Annotated in this window: 22 protein-coding genes; 12 read left to right on the top strand and 10 right to left on the bottom strand. The window is 70.8% G+C overall.

Annotation, left to right across the window (positions count from 1 at the left end):
- The first annotated feature begins 195 nt into the window (after positions 1 to 195).
- Together ACQPXG_RS18015 and ACQPXG_RS18010 are read left to right on the top strand one after the other, a co-directional pair.
- Positions 196 to 2,343: a hypothetical protein gene (locus tag ACQPXG_RS18015; protein ID WP_433468849.1), complete on the top strand. Its 2,148-nt coding sequence runs from the start codon at positions 196 to 198 to the stop codon at positions 2,341 to 2,343.
- Entirely contained in the window at positions 2,340 to 3,695 is a 1,356-nt protein-coding gene (locus ACQPXG_RS18010; protein ID WP_433468848.1) for an extracellular solute-binding protein, read from the top strand. Before ACQPXG_RS18015 ends, ACQPXG_RS18010 begins: the two co-directional genes overlap by 4 nt.
- Here ACQPXG_RS18010 and ACQPXG_RS18005 read toward each other — a convergent pair.
- On the bottom strand, positions 3,692 to 4,300 hold the full coding sequence (locus ACQPXG_RS18005; RefSeq protein WP_433468847.1) for an SACE_7040 family transcriptional regulator: 609 nt from the start codon (positions 4,298 to 4,300) through the stop codon (positions 3,692 to 3,694). The two genes, ACQPXG_RS18010 and ACQPXG_RS18005, sit on opposite strands and share 4 nt — an antisense overlap.
- A 79-nt stretch (positions 4,301 to 4,379) precedes the next feature.
- Here ACQPXG_RS18005 and ACQPXG_RS18000 point away from each other — a divergent pair, with 79 nt between their 5' ends.
- The 4 genes from ACQPXG_RS18000 (at position 4,380) to ACQPXG_RS17985 (ending at position 10,097) form a co-directional block, all read left to right on the top strand.
- Entirely contained in the window at positions 4,380 to 5,993 is a 1,614-nt protein-coding gene (locus ACQPXG_RS18000) for a carboxyl transferase domain-containing protein (RefSeq protein ID WP_433468846.1), read from the top strand.
- A gap of 8 nt (positions 5,994 to 6,001) precedes the next feature.
- Complete coding sequence (locus ACQPXG_RS17995) at positions 6,002 to 7,942, top strand: acetyl/propionyl/methylcrotonyl-CoA carboxylase subunit alpha (RefSeq protein WP_433468845.1); 1,941 nt, start codon at positions 6,002 to 6,004, stop codon at positions 7,940 to 7,942.
- 76 nt (positions 7,943 to 8,018) lie between these two features.
- Positions 8,019 to 8,942: a hydroxymethylglutaryl-CoA lyase gene (locus tag ACQPXG_RS17990; protein ID WP_433469988.1), complete on the top strand. Its 924-nt coding sequence runs from the start codon at positions 8,019 to 8,021 to the stop codon at positions 8,940 to 8,942.
- A 6-nt stretch (positions 8,943 to 8,948) separates the two neighbouring features.
- Complete coding sequence (locus ACQPXG_RS17985) at positions 8,949 to 10,097, top strand: acyl-CoA dehydrogenase family protein (RefSeq protein WP_433468844.1); 1,149 nt, start codon at positions 8,949 to 8,951, stop codon at positions 10,095 to 10,097.
- A gap of 98 nt (positions 10,098 to 10,195) precedes the next feature.
- On the opposite strand, the gene ACQPXG_RS17980 is transcribed toward ACQPXG_RS17985, so the two are convergent.
- The 3 genes from ACQPXG_RS17980 to ACQPXG_RS17970 all read right to left on the bottom strand — a co-directional run bounded on the left by ACQPXG_RS17980 (position 10,196) and on the right by ACQPXG_RS17970 (position 12,602).
- The gene (locus ACQPXG_RS17980) at positions 10,196 to 11,425 is read right to left on the bottom strand and encodes a hypothetical protein (protein ID WP_433468843.1); all 1,230 of its coding nucleotides are present in this window, start codon (positions 11,423 to 11,425) and stop codon (positions 10,196 to 10,198) included.
- On the bottom strand, positions 11,415 to 11,933 hold the full coding sequence (locus ACQPXG_RS17975) for a SigE family RNA polymerase sigma factor (protein ID WP_433468842.1): 519 nt from the start codon (positions 11,931 to 11,933) through the stop codon (positions 11,415 to 11,417). The genes ACQPXG_RS17980 and ACQPXG_RS17975 overlap by 11 nt, the downstream gene beginning before the upstream one ends.
- A 75-nt stretch (positions 11,934 to 12,008) precedes the next feature.
- Positions 12,009 to 12,602: a class I SAM-dependent methyltransferase gene (locus tag ACQPXG_RS17970; RefSeq protein WP_433468841.1), complete on the bottom strand. Its 594-nt coding sequence runs from the start codon at positions 12,600 to 12,602 to the stop codon at positions 12,009 to 12,011.
- Between the two features lie 70 nt (positions 12,603 to 12,672).
- On the opposite strand from ACQPXG_RS17970, the gene ACQPXG_RS17965 reads away from it, so the two are divergent.
- Positions 12,673 to 13,434, top strand: a complete 762-nt coding sequence (locus ACQPXG_RS17965; RefSeq protein WP_433468840.1) for an FkbM family methyltransferase — start codon at positions 12,673 to 12,675, stop codon at positions 13,432 to 13,434.
- A gap of 20 nt (positions 13,435 to 13,454) precedes the next feature.
- Here the strand turns inward: ACQPXG_RS17965 and ACQPXG_RS17960 are convergent, their stop codons facing one another.
- The 4 genes from ACQPXG_RS17960 to ACQPXG_RS17945 form a co-directional block, all read right to left on the bottom strand.
- Entirely contained in the window at positions 13,455 to 14,480 is a 1,026-nt protein-coding gene (locus ACQPXG_RS17960; protein ID WP_433468839.1) for a hypothetical protein, read from the bottom strand.
- A gap of 4 nt (positions 14,481 to 14,484) precedes the next feature.
- Positions 14,485 to 15,435 (bottom strand): LLM class flavin-dependent oxidoreductase, encoded by a 951-nt coding sequence (locus ACQPXG_RS17955; protein ID WP_433468838.1) that lies wholly within the window; start codon positions 15,433 to 15,435, stop codon positions 14,485 to 14,487.
- 29 nt (positions 15,436 to 15,464) lie between these two features.
- Entirely contained in the window at positions 15,465 to 16,556 is a 1,092-nt protein-coding gene (locus tag ACQPXG_RS17950; RefSeq protein WP_433468837.1) for an NAD(P)/FAD-dependent oxidoreductase, read from the bottom strand.
- 94 nt (positions 16,557 to 16,650) lie between these two features.
- On the bottom strand, positions 16,651 to 17,127 hold the full coding sequence (locus ACQPXG_RS17945) for a MarR family winged helix-turn-helix transcriptional regulator (RefSeq protein ID WP_433468836.1): 477 nt from the start codon (positions 17,125 to 17,127) through the stop codon (positions 16,651 to 16,653).
- 229 nt (positions 17,128 to 17,356) lie between these two features.
- On the opposite strand from ACQPXG_RS17945, the gene ACQPXG_RS17940 reads away from it, so the two are divergent.
- On the top strand, positions 17,357 to 17,788 hold the full coding sequence (locus ACQPXG_RS17940; protein ID WP_433468835.1) for a DUF4260 family protein: 432 nt from the start codon (positions 17,357 to 17,359) through the stop codon (positions 17,786 to 17,788).
- Between the two features lie 73 nt (positions 17,789 to 17,861).
- Here the strand turns inward: ACQPXG_RS17940 and ACQPXG_RS17935 are convergent, their stop codons facing one another.
- Positions 17,862 to 18,827: an RNA polymerase subunit sigma-70 gene (locus ACQPXG_RS17935; protein WP_433468834.1), complete on the bottom strand. Its 966-nt coding sequence runs from the start codon at positions 18,825 to 18,827 to the stop codon at positions 17,862 to 17,864.
- A gap of 58 nt (positions 18,828 to 18,885) precedes the next feature.
- Here ACQPXG_RS17935 and ACQPXG_RS17930 point away from each other — a divergent pair, with 58 nt between their 5' ends.
- The 3 genes from ACQPXG_RS17930 (at position 18,886) to ACQPXG_RS17920 (ending at position 20,534) form a co-directional block, all read left to right on the top strand.
- Positions 18,886 to 19,260 carry a nuclear transport factor 2 family protein gene (locus ACQPXG_RS17930; protein WP_433468833.1) on the top strand — a complete coding sequence of 125 codons (375 nt, stop codon included), beginning with the start codon at positions 18,886 to 18,888 and terminating at the stop codon, positions 19,258 to 19,260.
- A 140-nt stretch (positions 19,261 to 19,400) separates the two neighbouring features.
- A complete protein-coding gene (locus ACQPXG_RS17925) occupies positions 19,401 to 20,015 on the top strand; it encodes a hypothetical protein (RefSeq protein WP_433468832.1) in 615 nt (204 codons plus the stop codon).
- 312 nt (positions 20,016 to 20,327) lie between these two features.
- Positions 20,328 to 20,534 (top strand): DUF397 domain-containing protein, encoded by a 207-nt coding sequence (locus tag ACQPXG_RS17920; protein WP_433468831.1) that lies wholly within the window; start codon positions 20,328 to 20,330, stop codon positions 20,532 to 20,534.
- Positions 20,535 to 20,581: 47 nt separating this feature from the next.
- Here the strand turns inward: ACQPXG_RS17920 and ACQPXG_RS17915 are convergent, their stop codons facing one another.
- Positions 20,582 to 21,472 carry a helix-turn-helix domain-containing protein gene (locus ACQPXG_RS17915; protein ID WP_433468830.1) on the bottom strand — a complete coding sequence of 297 codons (891 nt, stop codon included), beginning with the start codon at positions 21,470 to 21,472 and terminating at the stop codon, positions 20,582 to 20,584.
- Between the two features lie 464 nt (positions 21,473 to 21,936).
- On the opposite strand from ACQPXG_RS17915, the gene ACQPXG_RS17910 reads away from it, so the two are divergent.
- Positions 21,937 to 22,569: a hypothetical protein gene (locus tag ACQPXG_RS17910; protein ID WP_433468829.1), complete on the top strand. Its 633-nt coding sequence runs from the start codon at positions 21,937 to 21,939 to the stop codon at positions 22,567 to 22,569.
- Positions 22,570 to 22,628 lie beyond the last annotated feature (59 nt).

Genomic DNA, 22,628 nt, shown 5'->3' with positions numbered 1-22,628 from the left:
GGGTGACCCCCGTCCATCTGACCCATCCGCCGGCGTCTCCGTCAAGATTGCGAACGGTCCACGATGCCCGCGGGGCGGGAAGATCGACCGGCCCCGGTCAGGAAATCCTCTGACCGCGACCGGCCCGCTACGTATCATGAGATCTCACTTCCGGGGGCCGAGCAGAGTCGAGACCTACGCGGCGATGGGGCGTGGATGACGGGACCGCACGGCGGCGACGGCGACCGGTCACGGGCTCCGGAACGCCGGGACGGCTTACCGGGCTGGCTCCTCCGGCTGCTCCAGGTGATGCTGCTCGATCTGTGCTCCACCGTGATCGTCAGCATCGGGGTCACGTTGATCCACGGCGTCTTCTGGCTCAACGCGGTGGTCACGCTGCTGGTCATCGGCGCGGTGACGGCCGGCCTGTTCGCCTTCTATCCGGACGCGGGTCACGCCGTCCTCGAGCGCGTTTCGAAGACGCTGAAGTGGGGCGGGGCGGCACTCGCGTGGGGGTCCGCGGGAGCGGCGGTGATGGGGCTGATCCTGCTCGCGGGCGCCGGCGTCTACCGGCTGCGCGAGCAGGCGAGCGCGTGCGGGCAGCCGCTCGACCTGCGCGTACTGGCCGCACCCGAGACGCTCACGCCGCTGCGCGCCGCGGCGGCGGAGTTCGCCGACGACAACGAGGACCGCGGCTGCCGCAAGTACACCGTGACCGTCGTCCCCGAAGCGGGGCCCGTCCCGCTGTACGACGGTTTCCGGCTGCTGTGGCGGCGCAGCGAGTCGGCCGACGCGGGGCACGCCGATGATCAGCAGCTGTTCGGCCCGCAGCCCGACATCTGGATCCCGTCGTCGACGGCGGAGTACGACTTCGTCCCCAAGGGCTCCGGCCAGACCGGAGCCGGAGGGGGCGCGGGAGGCCGTCCCGCGGACGGCACGGCGAACGCGGCGGGAACCGGTGCGGGCGGCTCGGCGGCGAAGGGTGACCCGGTCTTCCGGCCGCGCGGGTCGCTCGGGGCGTCGCCGCTGGTGCTGGCCCTGTTCACGAAGGCCCATGAGTCGGTCGCCGACCCGATCGCGGCACCGATCGCGACGAACACGGCGGCGCTGCTGAAGCGGATCGCGGACGCGGGGGTGCGGCTGCGCGCGATCGCCCGTCCGGTGCCCGAGACGTCGTCGGCGGCGCTGGCGGTGACGCCCGCGCTGTACGACGCGATGCCGGGTGACGACCGGAAGGACGAGCGGTTCGCCGAGCCCGCCGACCTGGTGGCGCCGGACGCGGTGTCGCTGCTGTGCCGGTTCCGCCAGCAGGCCGCCGCGCAGGAGACCGAGCCGCCGGACGACATCGCCGTCGCCGTCCCCGAGCAGGTGCTGCACGACTACGACATGGGGCGCCCGCTCGGCGACCGCTGCGGCGCCGTCGACCCCGACGCGGCCCCGTACGCGAAGTGGCGCCTGCATCCGTACTACGCGACCGACCTGCCGACGCTCGACCATCCGTTCGTCCAGGTGCGGTGGCGCGGGCAGGACACCCGGGAGCGGGACGCGGCGGTCGGCGAGTTCCACCGCTGGCTGGAGCGCAACCCGCTGACGTCGCAGGGTTTCCGGGACGACCGCGGCGTCGTCCCGCCCGCGCACGAGGGCGACACCGGCCACCACTACCTGTCCCGGCTCCAGGGGGTCGTCGGCAACCGCGTGATGCCGAGCGTCGTCGGGTTGAAGCCGCCGGAAGGCGTGCAGAGGACGCTCGACCGGATCGGGGCGGCGCGTCCGAGGATCTCGGTGTCGATGATGCTGGACGTCTCCGGGTCTATGGGCGGTGCGGCCCAGGCGCGCGGCGGCTCCCGGCTCGTGCGCGGGACGTCGTTCCTGCGAAGCCTGGTGTCGCAGTTGCAGAGCAACGACCGCGTGGGTCTGCAGGTGACGTCGGCGTCGGCGTCGCCGAGCGGTACGGACACGTTCGGGAACGTTCCCCAGGACGCGGCGTCGCCGGACCAGAAGGCCGCGGTCACGAGCCGGCTGCAGGCCGTCGCGTCCGGCGGGGCCGACCAGGCGCTCAGTGACGCGATCGCCGCGGCCGACCTGGGGTCCGGCAAACACAACCTCATCTTCGTCACCGACGGGCAGGTCCCGTCGACCAACCCGCAGATCGGCTCCCGCGCGGAGTGGTTGTCGGGCGAGTTCCGCAAGCGGCATCCGGACCTGCGGCTGACGATGGTGCTGACGGGCCCGGCGACGTGCGGGTCGTCGCCCGTCCGGCAGATCGTGGACGCGCTCGGCCCGCGGAACGGCGGGGGATGCGTGCCGCTGACCGAGGCGCCCGAGGTCGAGCAGGCCGCCGAACTGCTGTCGGAGCTGCGATGAGCCCGCGGTTTTCGCCGAGCGGGCGGCGGGCGTGGGTCAGCGCCGCCGCCGGGGCCGCGCTCGTACTGGCCGCGGGCCTGGTGGTGTCGCTGTGGCCGGGCGGGTCGTATCCGGCGATGAAGGCCGGCTGCGACCGCTCGGAGCTGTTCGTCGCCGGCGGCACGGACGTGAGCCTGAAGAACCAGCGCCGCGCCCTGATCCGGCAGTGGAACGAGGGCCGGTATCCAGGCGGCCGCCAGCATCCGCACGCGACGCTCGTGGAGGTGTCGGAGTCCACCGACCTGCAGCACAGCCAGATCAAGGCGGTCGAGGAGTCGGGCAGCTGCGCCTACGACGTCCTGATCATGGACAACACGTGGACGGCCCAGTTCGCCGACGGCGGCTACCTGCGTCCGCTCGACGGCATCGAGAACCTGGACGACTTCTTCCCCGCGGCGCTGCGGACCGGGAAGCGGGACGGCGAGCTGTACGCCGTCCCGTTCAACGTGGACGTCGGGCTCCTCTACTACCGGGAGGGCGTGACGCCGCCGGCCGTCTGGCCGGGGCTGCTCTCCTCGGATGTCGCGACCCAACTCGCCGACTACGAGGGCCTGACGGTGAACGCGCTGGAGGCGGTGTGGAACGACGGCGGCTCCGGACGGCTCACCGGCGAGGACCGCCCGAGCGAGGACGATCTGCGCACCAGGGTGTATCCGGCGCTCGCCCGGCTCGCCGCGCGTGCGCACGGGTCGCTGGCCGCGTCCCGCCAGTACGGGGAGCTGGAGAGCATCGAGGCGTTCGCGTCGGGGACGAAGCTCATGCGCAACTGGCCGTATGCGTTCTCCGCGCTCGCGTCCGAGCCACGGATGCGGGACGGCACACGGCTGCGGTTCGGCGTGACCGCGCTGCCTGGGCACACCGTCCTCGGCGGGCAGAACCTCGCCGTCTCGAAGAACTCCCCCAATCCGGACGCCGCCGCCGACCTCGTGGCGTACCTGAGCGGGACGAACAGCCAGCGCCTCCTGTTCGCGTGCGGCGGTTTCGCGCCCGGCCGCTACTCGGCGCTCGGCCTCTCCCCCGGGCACGGCTCCCCCGCCGATGTGAAGGTGCGGACGTGCTCGTCCCTCACCGGGCAGCCGCTCGGGCCCGGCGAGACCGACGTGCCCGACGAGGCCCAGCTCACGCAACTCGGCCATGCCGTGCTGACGGCGCTGGGCCGGGCGGAGCCGCGTCCGGTGACGCCGCACTACACCACGTTCACCAGCACGTTCCGCGGCTGCGTGCAGAAGATCTTCGACGGGGCCGGGACGGACGCCGCGTCGTTCGCCGAGGCCGTCGAGCGCTCCCTGGACGGGCGCACGGCGTCCTGCTAGCGGGCGCCCGCGAGCGCCGCGCGGGCCATGGCGTGCAGGAGGTCGCCCATCGCGTCGCGGTCGAGCCCGGCGGCGCTGCGCGGGGTGGAGTTGAGCAGGCCGAAGCAGGCGTGGACGGCCGCGCGCGCCCGGTCGGCGGGCAGGCCGGGGCTGAGGCGGCGCAGGACGGCGACCCACTCCTCGACGTAGGCGCGCTGAAGCCGGCGGACGCGGTGCCGCTGCGGCTCGGGCACGTTGTCCAGTTCCCGCTCCTGCACGGTGATCAGCGCCGGGTTGTCGAGGGCGAACGCGATGTGCCAGCGCAGCAGCGCGTCCAGGGCCCCTCCGGGATCGGGGCCGGCGGCGCGGCGGACGCCCTCGGCGAGCAGCCGCTCGCTGATGTCGAGGAGCATCTCGGCGAGCACGGCCTCCTTGCCGCTGAAGTGCCGGTAGAGGGCGGGCCCGGTGAGCCCGACGGCCCGGCCGAGCTCGCCGATGGACGCCCCGTGGTAGCCGCGGCGCGCGAACAGCTCGGCGGCGGCGCCGAGGATCTCGGCCCGGCGCGGGTTGGGCGGGCCGTCCGGCGGCTCGGGGCCGCCGAGCGCCTCGGCCGGTGGGGAGGTCATGCCGACCAGTCTAGACTAGAGTTGTTAACGACCGTTAACATCGGCATTGTTAATGAGCGTTAACCGGGAAAGGGGGGTCATGAGCGGACCCGAGATCGGCTCCCGCGCCGACGTCGCGGACGAGGCGTTCAAGACGAGCGCCGCGCACAACGAGGCGCTCGTGGCGGAACTGCGCGACCGCGTCGACCGGGCGGGACGCGGCGGCCCGGAGCGGGCCCGCGAGCGGCACGTCGCACGCGGCAAGCTGCTCCCCCGCGACCGGGTCGACACGCTCCTGGACCCCGGCTCGCCCTTCCTGGAGCTGTCGCCGCTGGCCGCGAACGGCATGTACGAGGACGAGGCGCCGGGCGCCGGGATCATCACCGGCGTAGGGCGGGTCTCCGGCCGCGAATGCGTCGTCGTCGCCAACGACGCCACCGTCAAGGGCGGGACGTACTACCCGGTCACGGTGAAGAAGCACCTGCGCGCCCAGGAGGTGGCGCTGCACAACCGGCTCCCCTGCGTCTACCTGGTGGACTCCGGGGGCGCGTTCCTGCCCCGGCAGGACGAGGTGTTCCCCGACCGCGAGCACTTCGGCCGCATCTTCTACAACCAGGCCACGATGTCGGGCCGGGGCATCCCGCAGATCGCGGCGGTGATGGGCTCGTGCACGGCGGGCGGCGCGTACGTCCCCGCGATGAGCGACGAGGCCGTCATCGTCCGCGGCCAGGGCACGATCTTCCTCGGCGGTCCGCCGCTGGTGAAGGCCGCCACCGGCGAGGTCGTCACGGCCGAGGAGCTGGGCGGCGGGGAACTGCACTCCCGCACGTCCGGCGTCACCGACCATCTCGCCGAGGACGACGCGCACGCGCTCCGGATCGTCCGCGACATCGTCTCGACGCTCGGACCACGTCAGGCACGGCCGTGGGACGTCGCCTCCCCCGAGGAGCCGGCGGTCGATCCGTCCGAGCTGTACGGCATCGTCCCGCCGGACTCGCGCACCCCCTATGACGTGCGCGAGGTCATCGCCCGGATCGTGGACGGCAGCCGTTTCCAGGAGTTCAAGAAGGAGTACGGCGCCACGCTCGTCACCGGCTTCGCCCGTATCCACGGGCACCCTGTCGGGATCGTCGCCAACAACGGCATCCTGTTCGGCGAGTCGGCGCAGAAGGGCGCGCATTTCATCGAGCTGTGCGACCGGCGCAGCGTCCCGCTGGTGTTCCTGCAGAACATCACCGGGTTCATGGTCGGACGCGAGTACGAGGCGGGCGGCATCGCCAAGCACGGCGCCAAGATGGTCACCGCCGTCGCGTGCGCCCGCGTCCCGAAGTTCACCGTCGTCATCGGCGGGTCGTTCGGCGCCGGCAACTACGCGATGTGCGGCCGGGCCTACTCGCCGCGCTTCCTGTGGATGTGGCCGAACGCCCGCATCTCCGTCATGGGCGGGGAGCAGGCGGCGAGCGTCCTCGCGACCGTCCGCCGCGACCAGTTGGAGGCCCGCGGCGAGGATTGGCCCGCAGAGGACGAGGAAGGGTTCAAGGCGCCGATCCGCGAGCAGTACGAGGCTCAGGGCAACCCGTACTACTCCACGGCGCGGCTGTGGGACGACGGAGTGATCGACCCGCTCGACACCCGGCGCGTGCTGGGGCTCGGGCTGTCGGTCGCGGCCAACGCACCGCTGGAGCCGGTCGGCTACGGCGTCTTCCGGATGTGAGGGTGTTGATGTTCGACAGCGTCCTGGTCGCCAACCGCGGGGAGATCGCCGTCCGTGTCTTCCGCACGCTGCGGCGGCTCGGCATCCGGTCGGTGGCGGTTCACACCGGCGCCGACGCGGGGGCCCGCCATGTGCGGGAGGCCGACGAGGCCCTCCGGATCCCGTCCTATCTGGACATCGAGGCCGTCATCGCGGCCGCCCGGACGGCCGGGGCGTCGGCCGTCCACCCCGGATACGGCTTCCTGGCCGAGAACACCGCGTTCGCGCGGGCGTGCGGTGAGGCGGGGCTGGTGTTCGTCGGCCCGCCGGCCGAGGCGATCGACGCGATGGGCGACAAGATCCGCGCCAAACGGACCGTCGCCGCGGCCGGTGTCCCCGTCGTGCCGGGCAGGGACGAACCGGGCCTGTCGGATGCCGAGCTGAAGGCCGCCGCACTGGAGGTCGGGCTGCCGGTGCTGCTCAAGCCGTCCGCGGGCGGCGGCGGCAAGGGGATGCGGCTCGTCCGGGACGCGGCGGACCTGCCGGAGGCCATCGCGTCCGCCCGCCGCGAGGCGCGCGGCTCGTTCGGCGACGACACGCTGCTCGCCGAGCAGTTCGTGGAGAACCCCCGGCACATCGAGATCCAGGTCTTCGCCGACACGCACGGCAACGCCGTCCACCTGGGCGAACGCGAGTGCAGCCTGCAGCGCCGGCACCAGAAGATCATCGAGGAGGCGCCGTCCCCGCTGCTGGACCCGGCGTCCCGGGAGCGGATGGGCGCCGCGGCCGTCGCCGCCGCGCAGGCCGTCGGGTACGTGGGCGCGGGAACCGTCGAGTACATCGTCTCCGCCGACCGCCCGGACGAGTTCTTCTTCATGGAGATGAACACCCGGCTCCAGGTCGAGCACCCGGTCACCGAACTGGTCACCGGACTTGACCTGGTCGAACTCCAGCTACGAGTGGCCACGGGCGAGCCGCTGCCGTTCGGGCAGGATGATGTCCGGCTGGAGGGCCACTCCATCGAGTCCCGCGTCTACGCCGAGGACCCGGCGCGCGGCTTCCTGCCCACCGGCGGGCGCGTGCTGGCGCTGACCGAGCCCGAGGCGGCGCGTGTCGACTCCGGGCTGGACACCGGGACGGAGGTCGGCGGGTCCTACGACCCGATGCTGGCCAAGGTGATCGTCCATGGCACCGACCGCGCCGAGGCCCTGCGCCGCCTCGACCGCGCGCTCGCCTCGTACACGCTGCTGGGCGTCCCGACGAACGTCGCCTTCCTGCGCGCGCTGCTGCGGCACCCGTCCGTCGTGTCGGGCGATCTCGACACCGGGCTGGTCGAACGCGCCCTGGACGATCTGGTCGCGGGCGCGTCCGTCCCGCCGGAGGTGTTCGCCGCCGCGGCGCTGGAGCGGATGCTCGCGCTGGAGTCCGGCGACGACCCGTGGGACGTCCCGGACGGCTGGCGTCCCGGCGCGCACGCCTGGACTCCGTGGATCATCACGCCCTCCGGCGGCGAGCCGGTGGAGGTCCGCGTCCAGGGACGGGCCGCGTCCGCCCGCGTCGCGATCGGCGACGCCCCACCGGTCGCCGCCTCGCTGAGCAGGCCGTTCACGCTGACCTACGGTGGAAGGACGACGTCGTTCGAGGCCGCCCGGGACGGGCACACGCTGTGGCTCGGCCGCGACGGGCACGCCTGGGCGCTGAGTGAGCACGTCCGGGCCGAGGGCGGCGCCGACGCGGCCGCCGCGGGCGACGGCGTGCTGCGCAGCCCGATGCCGGGAACGGTCCTCGCCGTCAAGGCCGCCGAGGGCGACCGCGTCGACGCCGGGCAGCCGCTGGTGGTGGTCGAGGCGATGAAGATGGAGCACACCGTCACCGCGCCGCTCGCCGGCGTCGTGGCGAAGCTGCCGGTCCGCGCGGGCGCGCAGGTCGCGCTCGACGCGGTGCTGGCCGTGATCGAGGAGGCTCGATGACCGCAGCGAAGCGAGGATCGTCGGGCCTCCCGACCCGGGGGTCTGGGGGTCGCCCCCCAGGAAGGAGGGCATGACGATGCCGGTACCGCTCTCCGGGCTCCCCGAGCGGGTCACGATCTACGAGGTCGGGCCACGGGACGGGCTGCAGAACGAGAAGGCGGTCGTCCCCGTCGAGGTCAAGTCGGAGTTCGTGACCCGGCTGGCGGACGCGGGGCTGCGCACGATCGAGACCACCAGCTTCGTCCACCCCAGGTGGGTGCCGCAGCTCGCCGACGCCGAGCAACTGCTGGACGTCCTGCCGCGTTCGCCCGAACTGCGGTATCCCGTCCTCGTCCCGAACGAGCGTGGTCTCGACCGGGCACTCGCCAACGGCATCACCGAGATCGCCGTCTTCGGCAGCGCGACCGAGACGTTCGCACGCCGCAACCTGAACCGGACCGTGGACGAGTCCCTCGCGATGTTCGCCCCAGTCGTGGAACGCGCGCGCGCCGAGGGCCTCTGGGTGCGCGCCTATGTGTCGATGGTGTGCGGCGACCCGTGGGAGGGCGATGTCCCCATCTCGCAGGTGGTCTCCGTCGCGTCCCGGATGATGGACATGGGCTGCTCCCAGCTCAGCCTCGGCGACACGATCGGCGTCGGCACACCCGGCCATGTCACCGCGCTCATCGAGGCGCTGGGCGCGGCAGGCATCGGCACCGACCGGCTCGCCGTCCACTTCCACGACACCTACGGGCAGGCGCTCGCCAACACCCTCGCCGCGCTCCGCGCCGGCGTCACCGTCGTGGACGCCTCGGCGGGCGGCCTCGGCGGCTGCCCGTACGCGGAGAGCGCCACCGGCAACCTGCCCACCGAAGACCTCGTCTGGATGCTGAACGGCCTCGGCATCGAGACGGGCGTCGACCTCGCCAAGCTCGTGTCCACGAGCCGCTGGATGGCCGGCCGTCTCGGCCGCCCCAGCCCGTCCCGCGTCGTCCAGGCCCTGTCACCGGAATCGGAGTGAACCCTAATGATCGACTTCACGCTCAGTGAGGAGCAGGAGGAACTGCGGCGCACGGTCGAGCGGTTCGCCCGCGAGACGGTCGCCCCGGTGATCGGGGACCTGTACGAGCGCGGCGAGTTCCCGTACGAGATCGTCGCCGCGATGGGCAAGATGGGGCTGTTCGGGCTGCCGTTCCCGGAGGAGCACGGCGGCATGGGCGGCGACTACTTCGCCCTCTGCCTGGCCCTGGAGGAGCTGGCCCGCGTCGACTCCTCGGTGGCGATCACACTTGAGGCGGGGGTGTCGCTGGGCGCGATGCCGATCTACCGCTTCGGCTCGGCCGAGCAGAAGGAGCGGTGGCTGCCACAGCTCACGTCGGGCGAGCGCCTGGCGGGCTTCGGCCTGACCGAGCCGGGCGGCGGCTCCGACGTCCCCGGCGGCATGCGCACCACCGCCCGGCTGGACGGCGACTCCTGGGTGATCAACGGCTCGAAGGCGTTCATCACCAACTCCGGCACCGACATCACCGCCTTCGTGACCGTGACCGCGTTCACCGGCGCGAACGAGATCTCCACGATCATCGTCCCGAACGGCACGCCGGGCTTCACGGTCGGGCGCAAGTACTCCAAGGTCGGCTGGTCGTCGTCCGACACGCGGGAGCTGTCGTTCGACGACGTCCGCGTCCCGGCCGAGAACCTGGTCGGCGAGCGCGGCCGGGGTTACGCGCAGTTCCTCCGCATTCTGGATGAGGGCCGCATCGCCATCGCCGCGCTCTCGGTCGGCCTCGCCCAGGGCTGCGTGGACGAAAGCCTTCACTACGTGCACGAGCGGGAGGCGTTCGGCAAGGAGATCGGCCACTACCAGGCCATGCAGTTCAAGATCGCCGACATGGAGGCGCGCGCGCACACCGCCCGGCTCGCCTACTACGCGGCCGCCGCGAAGATGCTGGCCGGCGAGCAGTTCAAGAAGGAGGCCGCGATCGCCAAGCTGGTCGCGTCCAACGCGGCCATGGACAACGCCCGCGACGCCACCCAGATCTTCGGCGGCTACGGCTTCATGAACGAGTACGCCGTCGGCCGCTTCTACCGCGACGCGAAGATCCTCGAAGTGGGCGAGGGCACCTCCGAGGTCCAGCGCATGCTGATCGCCCGCGCGCTCGGTCTCCCCCCGTCCTGACCCGGCCCGGCGCGGAGAGGCGCCGCACGGCAGAGCGCGCCGGGGACCGGCCTGGCCCTGTCCAGGCCCGGTGCCCGGCGCGCCCGCTCGGCCGCCGGTCAGCGGATCTCGGAGAGGTCGAGCAGCATCGGCCCGTCCTTGGTCGTGACGAGGATCCGCTGGTCGCGGGCGTCGCCGCGGGGAACCGGCATGCTCTCCTGACCGCCCGCCGCTGGTATCCCGGTATCGAGCAGTGCCTCGGTTTCGAGGTCGTACAGGACATAGTTCTTCGTCCGCAGCCCTGGCGGTTTGTAGAAGAGGAACCGGTCCTGCAACAGGAATGTCGCCTCTTCCACGCTGCGGGGCAGCAACCGCCCGTCCTTTCCGTTCCTGCGCTGCACGGGCGTCGACGTGTCCTGGTCGTCACCCTGATCGATCGGGGGACGACCGACGCACCAGGTCACCAGACAGGACCAAACACCCTTGATGGGCGCGACGGTCGCCACGCGCTGCTCGCCGGTACGAACGTTGCGCGCCACCTTGTACTGGACGCCGGACTTCTCGCTGGACGGCGATGGCGCGATCCACGGCCAGGAGATGATCGAGTAACCGTCCGTGCCGGGGAGTTTCTCCGCCGGGCCGCCCGACAATGGCGCCTGGTACACGCCCTTGTCCATGTACCAGACGACGTTCCCGCCGTCGATCAAGAGGCTCACCGGCGGCGAACCCACAACACTGGTGATCCTCCGGGCGGGGCCGCCGGTCACGGGCGCGGACCAGATCTCGTTCCTCTCGCCACCCGCCGTCCGTGCGGCCAGCCACCAGACGATCTCGCCGTGGCCGACGGTGAAGTCGGCGGCGTCCTGCGACCAGCCGCGCGGAACCACGACGTCGGTGATGAGCTTGGCCGTGCGGGTTCTGAGGTCATAGGCCCACAGCTTGTCCGTGACCTCGGTCGTCGACGCGGTCGCGCCGAGGACGGTGTTCCCGTCGAGCAGCGTGATCGGGTTCAGCGCACGCCCGTCCGCCCGCATGTCCGGGAGGTTTCGGACAGCGTCCGGCCACCGCGTCCGCACCTTGATCGGCGGCCCCAGCTCGGTGGGCGACACCGGCTTCAGCTTGCCCGTCCTGGCGGCGTCCGGCGGTTTCCCGGCGGAGCGCACCACGCCGGCCACGCCCGCCCCGCCGACGATCAACGCGACGGCGAGCGCGGCGGCCGACATCCGGCGGCGCCTCCTCCTGCGATGCCCCGCCTCGACGTCGGCCAGCAGGTTCGGCGAAACCTCCGGCGCCTCGCGCGCCGCCGTCCCGAGCGTGCCGCGCAGCGCCCGGCCCAGATCATCGGTCATGATGCCCTCCCTCCGCGTGCGCGGCGGCCGGACGCCATTCCGCGCGAAGCTTGCCGAGCGCGCGGGCCGCCTGGCTGCGGACCGTCCCCCGCGAGATGCCGAGCGTTCGGGCGATCTCCTCGTCGGACAGGTCCTCGTAGTACCTCAGCACCAGCACCGCCCGCTGCCGCCGCGGGAACATGGCCAGCGCCGCCCATAACCGCGGGTCGTGTTCGGCCCGCTCAAGGCCAGGGTCGTCGTAGTGCCGTTCCGGGACGTCGCCGACCAGGTGCTCGCGTCTTCGCCGCCGCCACGCGCTGATGTGCTGACGCGCCATGATCTTCCGGACGTAGCCCTCCGGATCGTTCTTGTTCGCGACCCGCCCCCAGGCGCCGCGCAGCCTGATCAGCCCCTCCTGCAGCAGGTCCGCCGCGTCATGGGCGTTGCCGGTGAGCACAAAGCCGTAACGCAGGAGAGCCTGGGCCCGGGTCGCCACGAATTCCTCGTACGTCACGCCGTCGTCGTCCAAGAGCCCGTCCTTTCCGTCAACCCCAGGACGCCTGAGCCCCCGGCTCTGTTGCACGGCTGAACCATCCCGGCCGCGTCAGCGGCGATGGGCCGTGAAAGTGGTGAGGTCGGATAGGTCGCGCCGGGTGACGCCGGAGAAGCGGCGGCACAGTTCGTGTGCGATGCGGTCGAGCTTGTCGTCCGGCAGGGCCAGGCGGCGGGCCAGCATGGTCGAGCGTCTGCCGCCGTGCGAGGCGATCACCACGCGGCCGCCGGGACGGGTAACGCGGCGCAGTTCGTCCAAACCGGCTCCGAGATCCGGCCAGATCCCGACGTTGTTGACCGAGACGACGCAGTCGAACTCGGCGTCGCCGAATCCGGTGTCGGCGGCGGTGCCGAGGCGGAGGTCGGCCCGCAGCGCGTGTCTGCGGGCCATCTTCCGCATCTCCGGGGACGGGTCCACGCCGCACACCCTCCCGGCGGGGGTGCCGGCGAGGCGGCGGATCATGGCGCCCGGGCCGTACCCGACCTCCAGGACGTCCTCGCCCGGCCGGACGCCCAGCAGGGCGACGACCTCGTCCTGCCTGTTCGTCCAGAACATGAAGCACCCCGCAAGGCGCCCCCGCAGCCCGCTCGGCAGGACGAAGGGCGATCGGGTGGGCTCGCCCGAGGTCCACGGTCTCGTCTCCACGCCGGGGACGTTCCCCGACGTGAGGCGCGGAATCCGTCCGGCGCGAAGGCGGGCGCGATAGGGTCGGCGGATGCTGCTGCGCGCGTATGGGATCGCCCGGTCGCTGGTCATGTACTACGGGATTCCGGGAAAGCACCGGCGCGCGATGCGCCTTTACGGCGAGTTCCTCGGCCCAGGTGACGTGGCCTTCGACATCGGTGCCCACGTGGGCGGACGGGTGCGCGTCTGGCGGCGGCTCGGGGCGCGTGTGGTCGCGGTGGAGCCGCAGCCTGACTGCCTGCGGGTGCTGCGGCTGTTCTTCGGCCGCGACCAGGACGTCGCGATCGTCGCCGGGGCCGCCGGGACGAAGCCGGGCCGGGCGCGGCTCGCGATGTCCACGGCCACGCCGACCGTGTCCTCGATGTCGCCCGGCTGGATCAAGTCGGTGACGAAGGACAGCAGTTTCGCGCAGGTCCAGTGGGACCGGTCGGTCGAGGTCGAGGTCACGACGCTGGACGAGCTCATCGCGGTGCACGGCGTCCCGGCCTTCTGCAAGATCGACGTCGAGGGCTTCGAGGCGGACGTACTGACGGGGCTCTCCCAGCCGCTGCCCGCCCTGTCCTTCGAGTACGTGCCGTCGGCGCACGACGCGTCCATGGAGGCGCTGCGCCTCGTGGAGCGGCTGGGCGATGCGGCGGGCGGCTACGTCTACAACTACTCCCCCATCGAGACGATGCGTTTCGCCGCTCCGCGCTGGCTGGACGCGTCCGAACTGCGGCGGCAGCTGGAGCGGATCCGTCCGCGCGGACGGTCCGGCGACGTCTACGCCCGGCTCCGCAGAGCCTGTGAGTGACGGGCCCGTCGGGCCGGCGTTCAGCCTGAGCGTGACGCGAAGGACGCCAACCGGGCCTCCACGTCGTCGGAGTCCAGTTCGCGGAGACTGACGCGGGCTTCCAGAGCCTCGTGCAGAACGGGGTACATGTTGGCAGGCGACCACTGGGCGTGGATGGACTTCTCGTCCAGGAACAGGGTGGGGACGCCGTTGACGACCGGCACGGCGTCGAAGGAGGCCGAGCCGGGGAAGAACAACGCCGGTTTCGCGTCGGCTCCCGGGTAGTGGAATCCGAGGCGCTGGTGGTCGATCAGATCACCGGCCGCCTGGTGGTCCGGCGCGGTCAGGCCGTGATTCCGCGCGTAGCGCACGACGGCGGGGTCGGTCGGCTCGGCACCGAGGTAGCCGGGTCCGGTGTGGCGGAGCAGGGCGTCCTGGGCGAGCGCGAAGAAGTGGTACATCCGGTCCTGGACACCGGTCAGGCCGAGGACGAAGCCGCGGCGGTTGCGCGGGTCGAGCAGCAGGATCTCCCGGTCGTCCAGGAGAGAAAGGACCTCTTGAACGTAGTAGAGCGTTTCGTAGTGGTCTTGCAGCTCTCCCACGAGCGCGGCGACGTGCGGCCGGGCGCGCAGCCGTTGCCGCGCCCCGACGTCGCGGCTGAGCATCGTCATGGCCGCGAGAAGGACGAAGGGCAGGGCGTGGTGGGCCCTGACGAGGTCGGGAGAAGTCCGGAACAGCTCGTCCTCGGCGCTCGCCCCGCCCCGCGCCGTGAAGTCCTTCGCCAGGTGCAGCCCGCGCTCGGCGACCTTGAGGACCGTGTCGACCGGAACCGTCACCGTGCCGCCCCGCTCGACCAGGACCCCGCACACGAACGCCATCATCCCGGTGCGGAACACGTCACCGGACTCCAGCAACGCGGTCAGCTCCGCCAGCGCGGCATCGGGGTCGGTGATCGTCTGCAGGAACGCCTGTACCTCGTCCCGGCCGATCAGGTCCGTCCCGGCCCGGCATTCGGCCAGGTCGCTCGGCTGCCCGGCGAACCCGGCGATCCCCATCGTCTGCGACATCCGATCATGCTAGTGCCGGGCCGGGACCAGACCGCGTCCTACCCGGCGCTCTCCTTCGCGACCCCTCGCGCACGGCCGGGACGATCTCCTGCGCCCAGCGGCCGGCGGAGCCCGGATCCGGCGTGCCGCCCCTGGGCGAGAAGAGGATGAATCCCGACGCGCCGTGCTCCAGGACCGCCCCGGTCAGCTCCTCCGTCCACTGGTCGGCGGAACCGCCGATCCAACGGCCGTCGCGGTCCCGTGTGGCGGGTTCAGGCCGATCGGTGATGCGCCCGGGGAAGTTGAAGACCGTGCGGACCTCCCCCGGATCGCGGCCGGCGGCGGCCGCCGCCTCGTCGATGACCGGCCGCGACGTCCGGTAGCGCTCGCTGAGCCAGTCCGCCGCGTGGCCGGGGAGCCAGCCGTCGGCCACGCGCCCGGTGACGGCGAGGGACTTCCGGCCGACCGAACCCGTCCACACCGGCGGTGCGGCGACGGGAGCGGGCTCGATCTCGTCCACCCGGTAGTGGTGCCCGTGGTAGGTGACCGGCGGGCCGCCGCCCGACAGTCTCTTGACCAGGACGATCGCCTCCTCGAAGGCTTCCACGGCATCGCCCGGGGAGAGCCGCGGCACCCCCATGTCGGAGATCCGGTCCCACAGTCCGCCGGCGCCCATGCCGAGGACGACACGGCCGCCGGAGAGCGACGACAGCGTGGTGACCGTCCGCGCGAGCATGGGGGCCGGCCGGGTCGGCAGGTTGGTGACATTGGCGAAGCCGGCGATGTGCCGTGTGCGCCCGAGGACGAACGCGATGGACGCGTAGGCGTCCAGGCGTCCGCCGATGTAGGGATGGTCCGACAGCGAGAAGATGTCGAGCCCGTCGCGGTCGGCCTGCTGGGCCATGCGCAGCAGTTCGGGTCCGTCATCGATCCCGCTGTGCGCGCCGAAGCCGAAGAGGACTTCCTGTACCGGCATCGTTCTGCCTTTCGTTCGGGGGCGCGTGTTCAGGCGGCGCCGAACAACTCGGCGAAGCGGCCGGTGAACAAGTCGGCGCCCTTGTACTCGGAGACCGTCGTCGCCGGAACGACGGACGGGCCGTCGGGTGTGGGCATCTGCCCGACCCCTCCGCGTGGTCCGAGCGGGAGCAGGATCATGGGGGCGGACGCGGCCCGGTAGACGGCATCGGGCTCCTCGCCGCGCAGTTGCGCGCCGATGTTCCGCGCCACGACCTCGGCGTGCTGCATCGCGTATCCGGCCCTCTTCACCTCGGCGAGATCGGTGATGTCGCCGACGGCGTAGACATGGTCGTGCCCGTGGACGTTCAGGGTCTCGGTGACGGGAACCTGACCCTGCTCCGTGCGCGGCGTGAGCCGTCCGTCGGCGAGGTAGTCGCTGTTGAAGCGGACGCCGTAGGCGCGGAACCAGATGTCGGCGGTGATCTCCTCGCCGCCGGTGGTGGTGACCGTGAAGGTCCCGGCCTGCCCGGGTTCCGCCGGCGGCGGCGCCACGAGGCCGGTGCCCAGCCGCAGCCGCACGCCGAGGGCGTCGAGCTGGCGGCGCAGGTCCTGGTGCATCTCCGCCTCGTACCCGGGGAGCAGTTCCCCGGACGGGTCGACGATGGTCACCTGCTTGTGGGGCCAGACCTCCTTGATCTCTCCCGCCAGTTCAAGGCCGACGGGCCCGGCACCGGCGATCAGCACCCTGTCGGCGCCGGCCAGTTCCTTGTGGGTGCCGCGAAGGGCGTCCAACGCCTCGTCGGTGGATTCGGCGTCGGGCTTGGCCGGATAGGAGTAGTTCGAGCCGGACGCCAGAACCAGGTAGTCCGCTTCGACACGCTCACCGGAGGCCAGGGTGACCCCTCCGGGGTCGACCGAGACGGCACGGTCACGGATCACCGTCCCCCGGGTGAGCAGCGTGTCATAGGGGAAGAACATGTTCCCCGCCCAGCCGGGCTGGGTGAGTGCCCGCAGCGCCCCTGCCGCGTTGACGAACGCGTCACGGGGATCGATGAGGACGACGTCGGCCTCGGCGTCCAGAGCCTTGGCGACCGCTGCTCCTCCGTAGCCACCGCCGATGACCACGACCGTACGACTCATGGTTCCACACTCCCGTATACAAAGGTTTCAGTTCGCAATACGAACCATAGTAGTTCGTACTACGAACTGCAACCCCTGTCCTGCGGGCGCGGTCTCACGGCGTGCGGGCGGCTCCTTCGTCGGGTTCCGCGAACACCATCGGAACCTCGTTGTCCATCACGATGCGGCCGAGCAGATCTGCGAGCGCGTCGCGTTCGGCATCGCTGAACCCCGCGGGCAGTTCGTCGACACGGCGGCAGGTCTCCGCGTAGAACTCGTCCACGAGGACGCTGCCCTCCGGGGTCAGCGCGACTCGCACCGCACGCATGTCCTGCGGGTCCGCCTCACGCCGGACCAGGCCGTTGCGTTCGGTGCGGTCCACCAGGCCGGTGAGGCTCGACTTGGCGAGCCCGAGCATCGCTCCCAGCTCGCCCATCCCCCGCGGCTGCGCCATGAGAACGCATAGCAGTTGACCCTGCTGCGAGGTGATGCCGTACTCCCGCGCCGACTGCGCATACACGGCATTCACCAGGAACGTGCCCCGTACGAGCGCGCTCACGACCCCGATCTGCCCATCATCCTGCTTGGCCACGCGACCAGCCTACCTCCGGGCACTCCTGCAATTCGTGCAACGAACTACCCGCCGCCCGGGACACGACCCGTTCGGCCTGGCGATGGGCCACGGCCGCCCGCCACCGGTCGGACGTTCAGGCGCACCCACCGAGCCTCATTCGATCGAGGGTAGTCGATAGCTTGACAGCTAATCTCATTAGCCTTAAGTTGGCTAATGACGTTAGCCGCTGCTTCGGAGGTCATCGACCATGAGTGCCATCACCGCCCCGGCCAAGTTCTCCGGCGCCCGCACCGCCGTCCGCACCGCCATCCGCGTCGCCTGGTTCGCCGGGGCCCTCTTCTGGACGGCCTTCGCCGTCCTCGAAGGCGTCAACCACGGATGGCTCGCCGTCCTGGCGGCCCTCGCCTTCTTCATCGCCCCCGACCTGACCTTCCTGGCCGGCCTGCGGGACGCCCGGCAGACGGAGCGCGGGCAGCTGCCGGCTCGCGCGGTTCCCTTCTACAACGCGGCCCACCGCGCCCTGGTCCCCTTCGCCCTGATGATCGCCTACGCCTTCGGCCCCATCGCCTGGGCCCCGATCTTCGCCGGGCTGTGCGGCTGGCTGGCCCACATCTCCTTCGACCGCGCCTTCGGCTACGGCCTGCGCACCAAGGACGGCTTTCAGCGCGGCCGCCGGTGACACCCGGCCTCCGGGCCGCCGGCCCCAGCGCACCCCGATGTCCCGCTGATCTCGCCGCCCGTGGCGGTGGCGGTCACACCACGCCCTCTCCCCCGTCACCATGCGGCCGTTCGAAGTAGCGCAGTGGCGCGTCGTCCAGGAACCGGGTGATACCGCGGAGACGGTCGCCCTGGAGCGTGAGCACGATCAGCCCGGCCGGACGTTCGACCGCACCGCCGAGACGGCAGACGAACGCGGGCTGCCCGTTCGCCCTGGTCGACCGCAGCCGCAGGCGGCGCCCCGCCCGCCATGCGGCGCTGGCCCGCAGGAATGCGGCGATCGCCGCCGGGCCGTGGTACTCGTGCGGGGCGGGAGGCATCGCCAGCCATGCGTCGTCGGTGAGCAGGCCGACGAGCGCGTCGACGTCGTCGGTGGAGAACGCCTCGGCGAAGCGGCGGACCAGCCGGCGTTCCCGCGCCGTCCCCGGCGCGGGCGGCTCGCCGCGGTGCCGGTCGAGTGAGCTCCGGGCCCGCTGCAACAGTCCTTTGACGGCGGTCGGAGTGGTGTCCAGCATCGGCGCGGCCTCGCCGAGCGGGTAGCCGAGCACGTCGCACAGCACCAGGACGGCGGCCTGCCGCGGCGGGAGGCGCTGGAGCGCGGCGACGAACGCCAGCTCGACCGCCTCGGAAGCCGTGTAGCGAGCTTCGGGGCCCGGCGCGGCGTCGGGCACCTGCTCCAGCAGGGCGTCAGGGTACGGCTGCAGCCATGGCACGTCGCCGCGGCGGCTGGGCTCGGGCGGCTTGAACGGCGGCTCCGGCGTGGGCGGGATCCGCCTGCCGCGGTCGCGCAGTGCATTGAGGCAACGGTTGGTGGCGATGCGGTACAGCCACGTCCGCACCGACGCGCGGCCCTGGAAGGTGTCCAGACCGCGCCATGCCGCCACCAGCGTCTCCTGCAGGACGTCCTCCGCGTCGGACAGCGAGCCCAGCAGGCGGTAGCAGTGCAGCAGCAGCTCCCTTCGGTGCGCCGCGACCAGCTCCTCGAAAACGATTTCCGCCACGACCGTTCCGTTCCGCGGGTCGCCGGTGTCGTAACAAGCAGGACCGAAGGGAGACACCATGACCAGCCCAGCATTGCAGATCGCGCTGGCCCACCACCGTGCTTGGACCGGCAAGGACGTCGACGCGGCGATGGGGTACCTCGCCGACGACGTCGTGTGCGACGCCCCCGCCGGACGCATCGTCGGCGTGCCCGCCTACCGGGAGTTCCTCACCCCCTTCGCCGAGCGGTTCCTGATCCGCGCGGAGATGATCGCCGCGTTCGGCGATGACACCACGGCGATGCTCATGTACGACGCCGAAACGGTCCCGGCCAAGAGCGCCCCGGCGGCCGAGTGCATGACGGTCCGCGCCGGAAAGATCGTCTACAACCGGTTCGTGTTCGACCGCACTCCGTTCGAGGAGTTCCGCCGCCGTGCGCAAGCGACTCCCTGACGCGGCCGGCCGGGTCACCCAACGTGGTAAGCCGGAGCCCACGGAAGCGTTCCGCCGTTGTGACGGCGGTCGGCGCGGGGCGGCGAATCTCACAGCACGGCCGCCTTCCGGACGCGCCGGCGGTGGACCACCCTGAACTGATGAGGGTCGTCTTCGCCGAGGACCACATCTGTTTTCTGCGCTACGACTTTCGCGGCGCCACGGTCCACCCCACTGGAATGGTCATGCCCGTACGGATCCGGGATGCAGACTGGAAGGCCATCAGACCCGAGATCCGAACCACCTACGGCGAGACCCTGTTCCTACCCCACGAACAGGCATCCGATCTGGAGCAGTTCTGCCGCCGTCACAGCATCGCCAGGAGATCCCGCCCTGACACCTGGGACGACCTGCTCGAGCCGTTCCTCGACACCCAGCTCGACCTTGAACGCGAAGGCGCCACCTTCAACCGGCTCCGCGAAGCGGGATTCACCCCGGAAGAAGTCGCCGGAATCCGGCAGCGGCTCACTCCGCTAATGCACGCCTACAATTTCGAGGCCATGGTCTGGGAATGGGCTTACCTCGGCCTGTTCGACCTTCTCACCGCCGCCAACGCCCCCATCGTCGACCCGGCCCTGCCCCAGCCCCTCGCGTCGTCGCAGGACGCCACGAACACGCTCGCCAAGCTCGGCTGTCCGCGATGCCGGCATGTTCGTGTCCCTGGGCAAGGGGATCCGGTCGCTGTCCGACAACGGCGGCCGCTCGCCCGGCGGTAACCCAGGGGGCAGGAGACCGACCGACACCACCTCGGTCCGCGGGAGCGTCAGGTCGAGCGACGTGCGGAGTTTCGTACCTGAATGAGTTGATGATGCCCCGATGCCCCACCGAGTATTTGCGAAGGGGTTTATAACACCTTGCTCGAACCTGGGCGCCACAACCCCGTCATGCACTAGAAAAAGTCTCGGCCGTGGCGATCATCTCCGGCCCTTGGCGCCCCTGGACCACGTGCTCCTTGTCGCCGTGCCGTACGACGTGGAGGTCTGGGGGCGACCTGATCCGCTTGCACATGACAGAGAGAACAAAATCCCGTGGACAGAGTAAAAGAATTCTCCTGGCGCAAGAGCTCACGTTGCACTAATGAGTCCAACTGCGTCGAGTTGGCGCAGCTCCACCCCGAGACATTGGGGGTCAGGGACACCAAAAGAGGGATCAATGGTCCGGTGTTGGCCTTCTCGCGCGACGAGTTCGCGACCTTCCTGAAGACGATCAAGGAAGACGGGCTCGACCTGCGCTGACGGCCGGCATGTGGCCCCTCGGCGTGGTACGCGGGGGGCCATCGGCATCAGGCGCGTCCCTCTTGCCCCTGCCATCTTTCGTGGGCGATGGAAGAGATGCGGCGTACGGATTCCTCGGCCGACGGGCAGACGGATTGAAGTACCTCCCATGCCCGCCCGTACATGTCGGTTATCCCATCGTCCTGAAATTCTGCGGCAGCCATCGAAAAGTTATCGATGTAGGCGATATCAGGGAACGGGATGTCGCGAACCGATGCGAATTTCAGAAGAGTAAAAGACTCCCCCATCACCGGCTCACGATGAACGTCCAGCGGCAGAATTCTTATATCCACGTTGGGCAATTGTGCGAGCTCCATCAGCCGCTGCATCTGCCGCCACATGATTTCGCGTCCACCCACGAGGCGTAGCAGGACCGACTCGTCGACGACGGCGGAGAATTCGAGCGGTCCGGGTTTTCGCAGCAGCTGCTGCCGCCGCATCCGGATGTCCACCCGCCGGGCCACCTCGCGCGGGGTGTCGGTCGTGATCACTCTGCTCGTTTCCATGGTGCAGTGGGCGTACTCCTTCGTCTGGAGGAGCCCGGGCACGCTGTAGGTGGCGTAGCTCAACGCGGCGCTCGCCTCGTCCTCCAATGCGATGAAGGCCGCGAACCTTTCGGAGAGGCCGTGCTGATGTGCGGCCCACCACCCCTGTTTGGTCGCGGCCTGGGCGAGCGCGAGGACCTCGCCCATGTGCATCTCGTCTACCTGGTACAACTCGAGAAGGAGGCGTACATCGGAGACCCGGACCCCGATACGGGCGGTCTCGATTCGGCTGAGCTTGGAAGGCGACCAGTCGAGGCGCGTCGCGATCTCGTCCGCCGTGGGGCCGAGTTCCTCCCGGAGCCGCCGTAGCTCGGCGGCCAATTGACGCTGGCGAACCGTCGGCACTGCTGCCACGCTTGCCTCCAAGCCCGTCAATCCTGCCCTAGCGGCTTGCAATGCAACTTGCAAGGCAAGACTAGGCCACTGCTGTCAAGCAGACCAGCCCCACAGGAGCCGACGCCCAAGTGGGCGAAATGTTCCTGATGAAGGTATGAGTGGCGAACCTCGCCGGCGAGGCCACAAATGACTTCCCCGCCAGTGTGCATCTGGCCATGCATGTTGCATGATCACTAATTAGGCCACAAACTAAGTCCAGCCGGGCTCGGCCGTGGAGGTCGACAGTCGCGTCAAGACCGTTCCAGAACGACCGGAGGACGGTCTGCACGAGCAAGGCCCACGAGACGACGAAGTCTCCTATGGGCACCGTCCGGACCTCGTGATCACGTGGTCCGGCCTCTGAGCCACGCCGCCAGGAGGCGGGGACGCGCGCGGCATACCGGCCGCGCGGGATTGGGGGCGCTCCGGTGAGCAGTCACCCTGTGCACAGGAGCATCCTTGTCGTCGATCTTGAGAATTCGACGGCCGCGTTACGCACGAACCCGGTCAAAGAGGAACTCCGCTGTCAGATCTATGGTCTACTGCGGCAGGCGATGGCCGACACCGGCATCGAGGACCGGTGGTGCGATCCGTTCGAGGACCGCGGCGACGGGGTCCTGGCCCTGATCCATCCGGTCGACCAGTTGCCCAAGACATTTCTCCTGTCCCGGCTGATCCCGGCGCTCACCCGTGGACTCACCGACTACAACCAGTGCGTTCCCGACGCCGAGCGCCCTGGCCACTGCATGCGGATGCGGGCCGTCCTGCATGCAGGGGAGGTTCACCGAGACGACAACGGCCCCTTCGGGGAGGCAGTCGACCTGGCTTGCCGGCTGCTGGACTCGCCGAAGGTGAAGCGTTACCTGCGGGTGAGTTCCTCACCTTTGGTGCTGGTGGTCTCCGAGGACATCTACTGGGGCATCGTCAAGCACGGCTACGACGGAATATGCCCGAGCAGCTACCACCCCGGCGTCAGGGTCCTGCTTGCTGGACGCCGACGCCAGGGATTCGTCCACGCCCCGCCTGGGCTGCAACTCGCATCGTCTGACTCCTCGCCCCGCGAACACGTCGCCTAGCACGGACACCTTCCAGAGCGCGGCCGTGGGGGGAGATTTCTCTCCGTGGCGCGATGAGT

Source organism: Spirillospora sp. CA-128828 (genome assembly GCF_050945415.1).
Taxonomy (GTDB): Bacteria; Actinomycetota; Actinomycetes; order Streptosporangiales; family Streptosporangiaceae; genus Spirillospora.
Note: the sequence above shows the minus strand (reverse complement) of the source record. Positions and strands in the feature narration are given on the sequence as shown.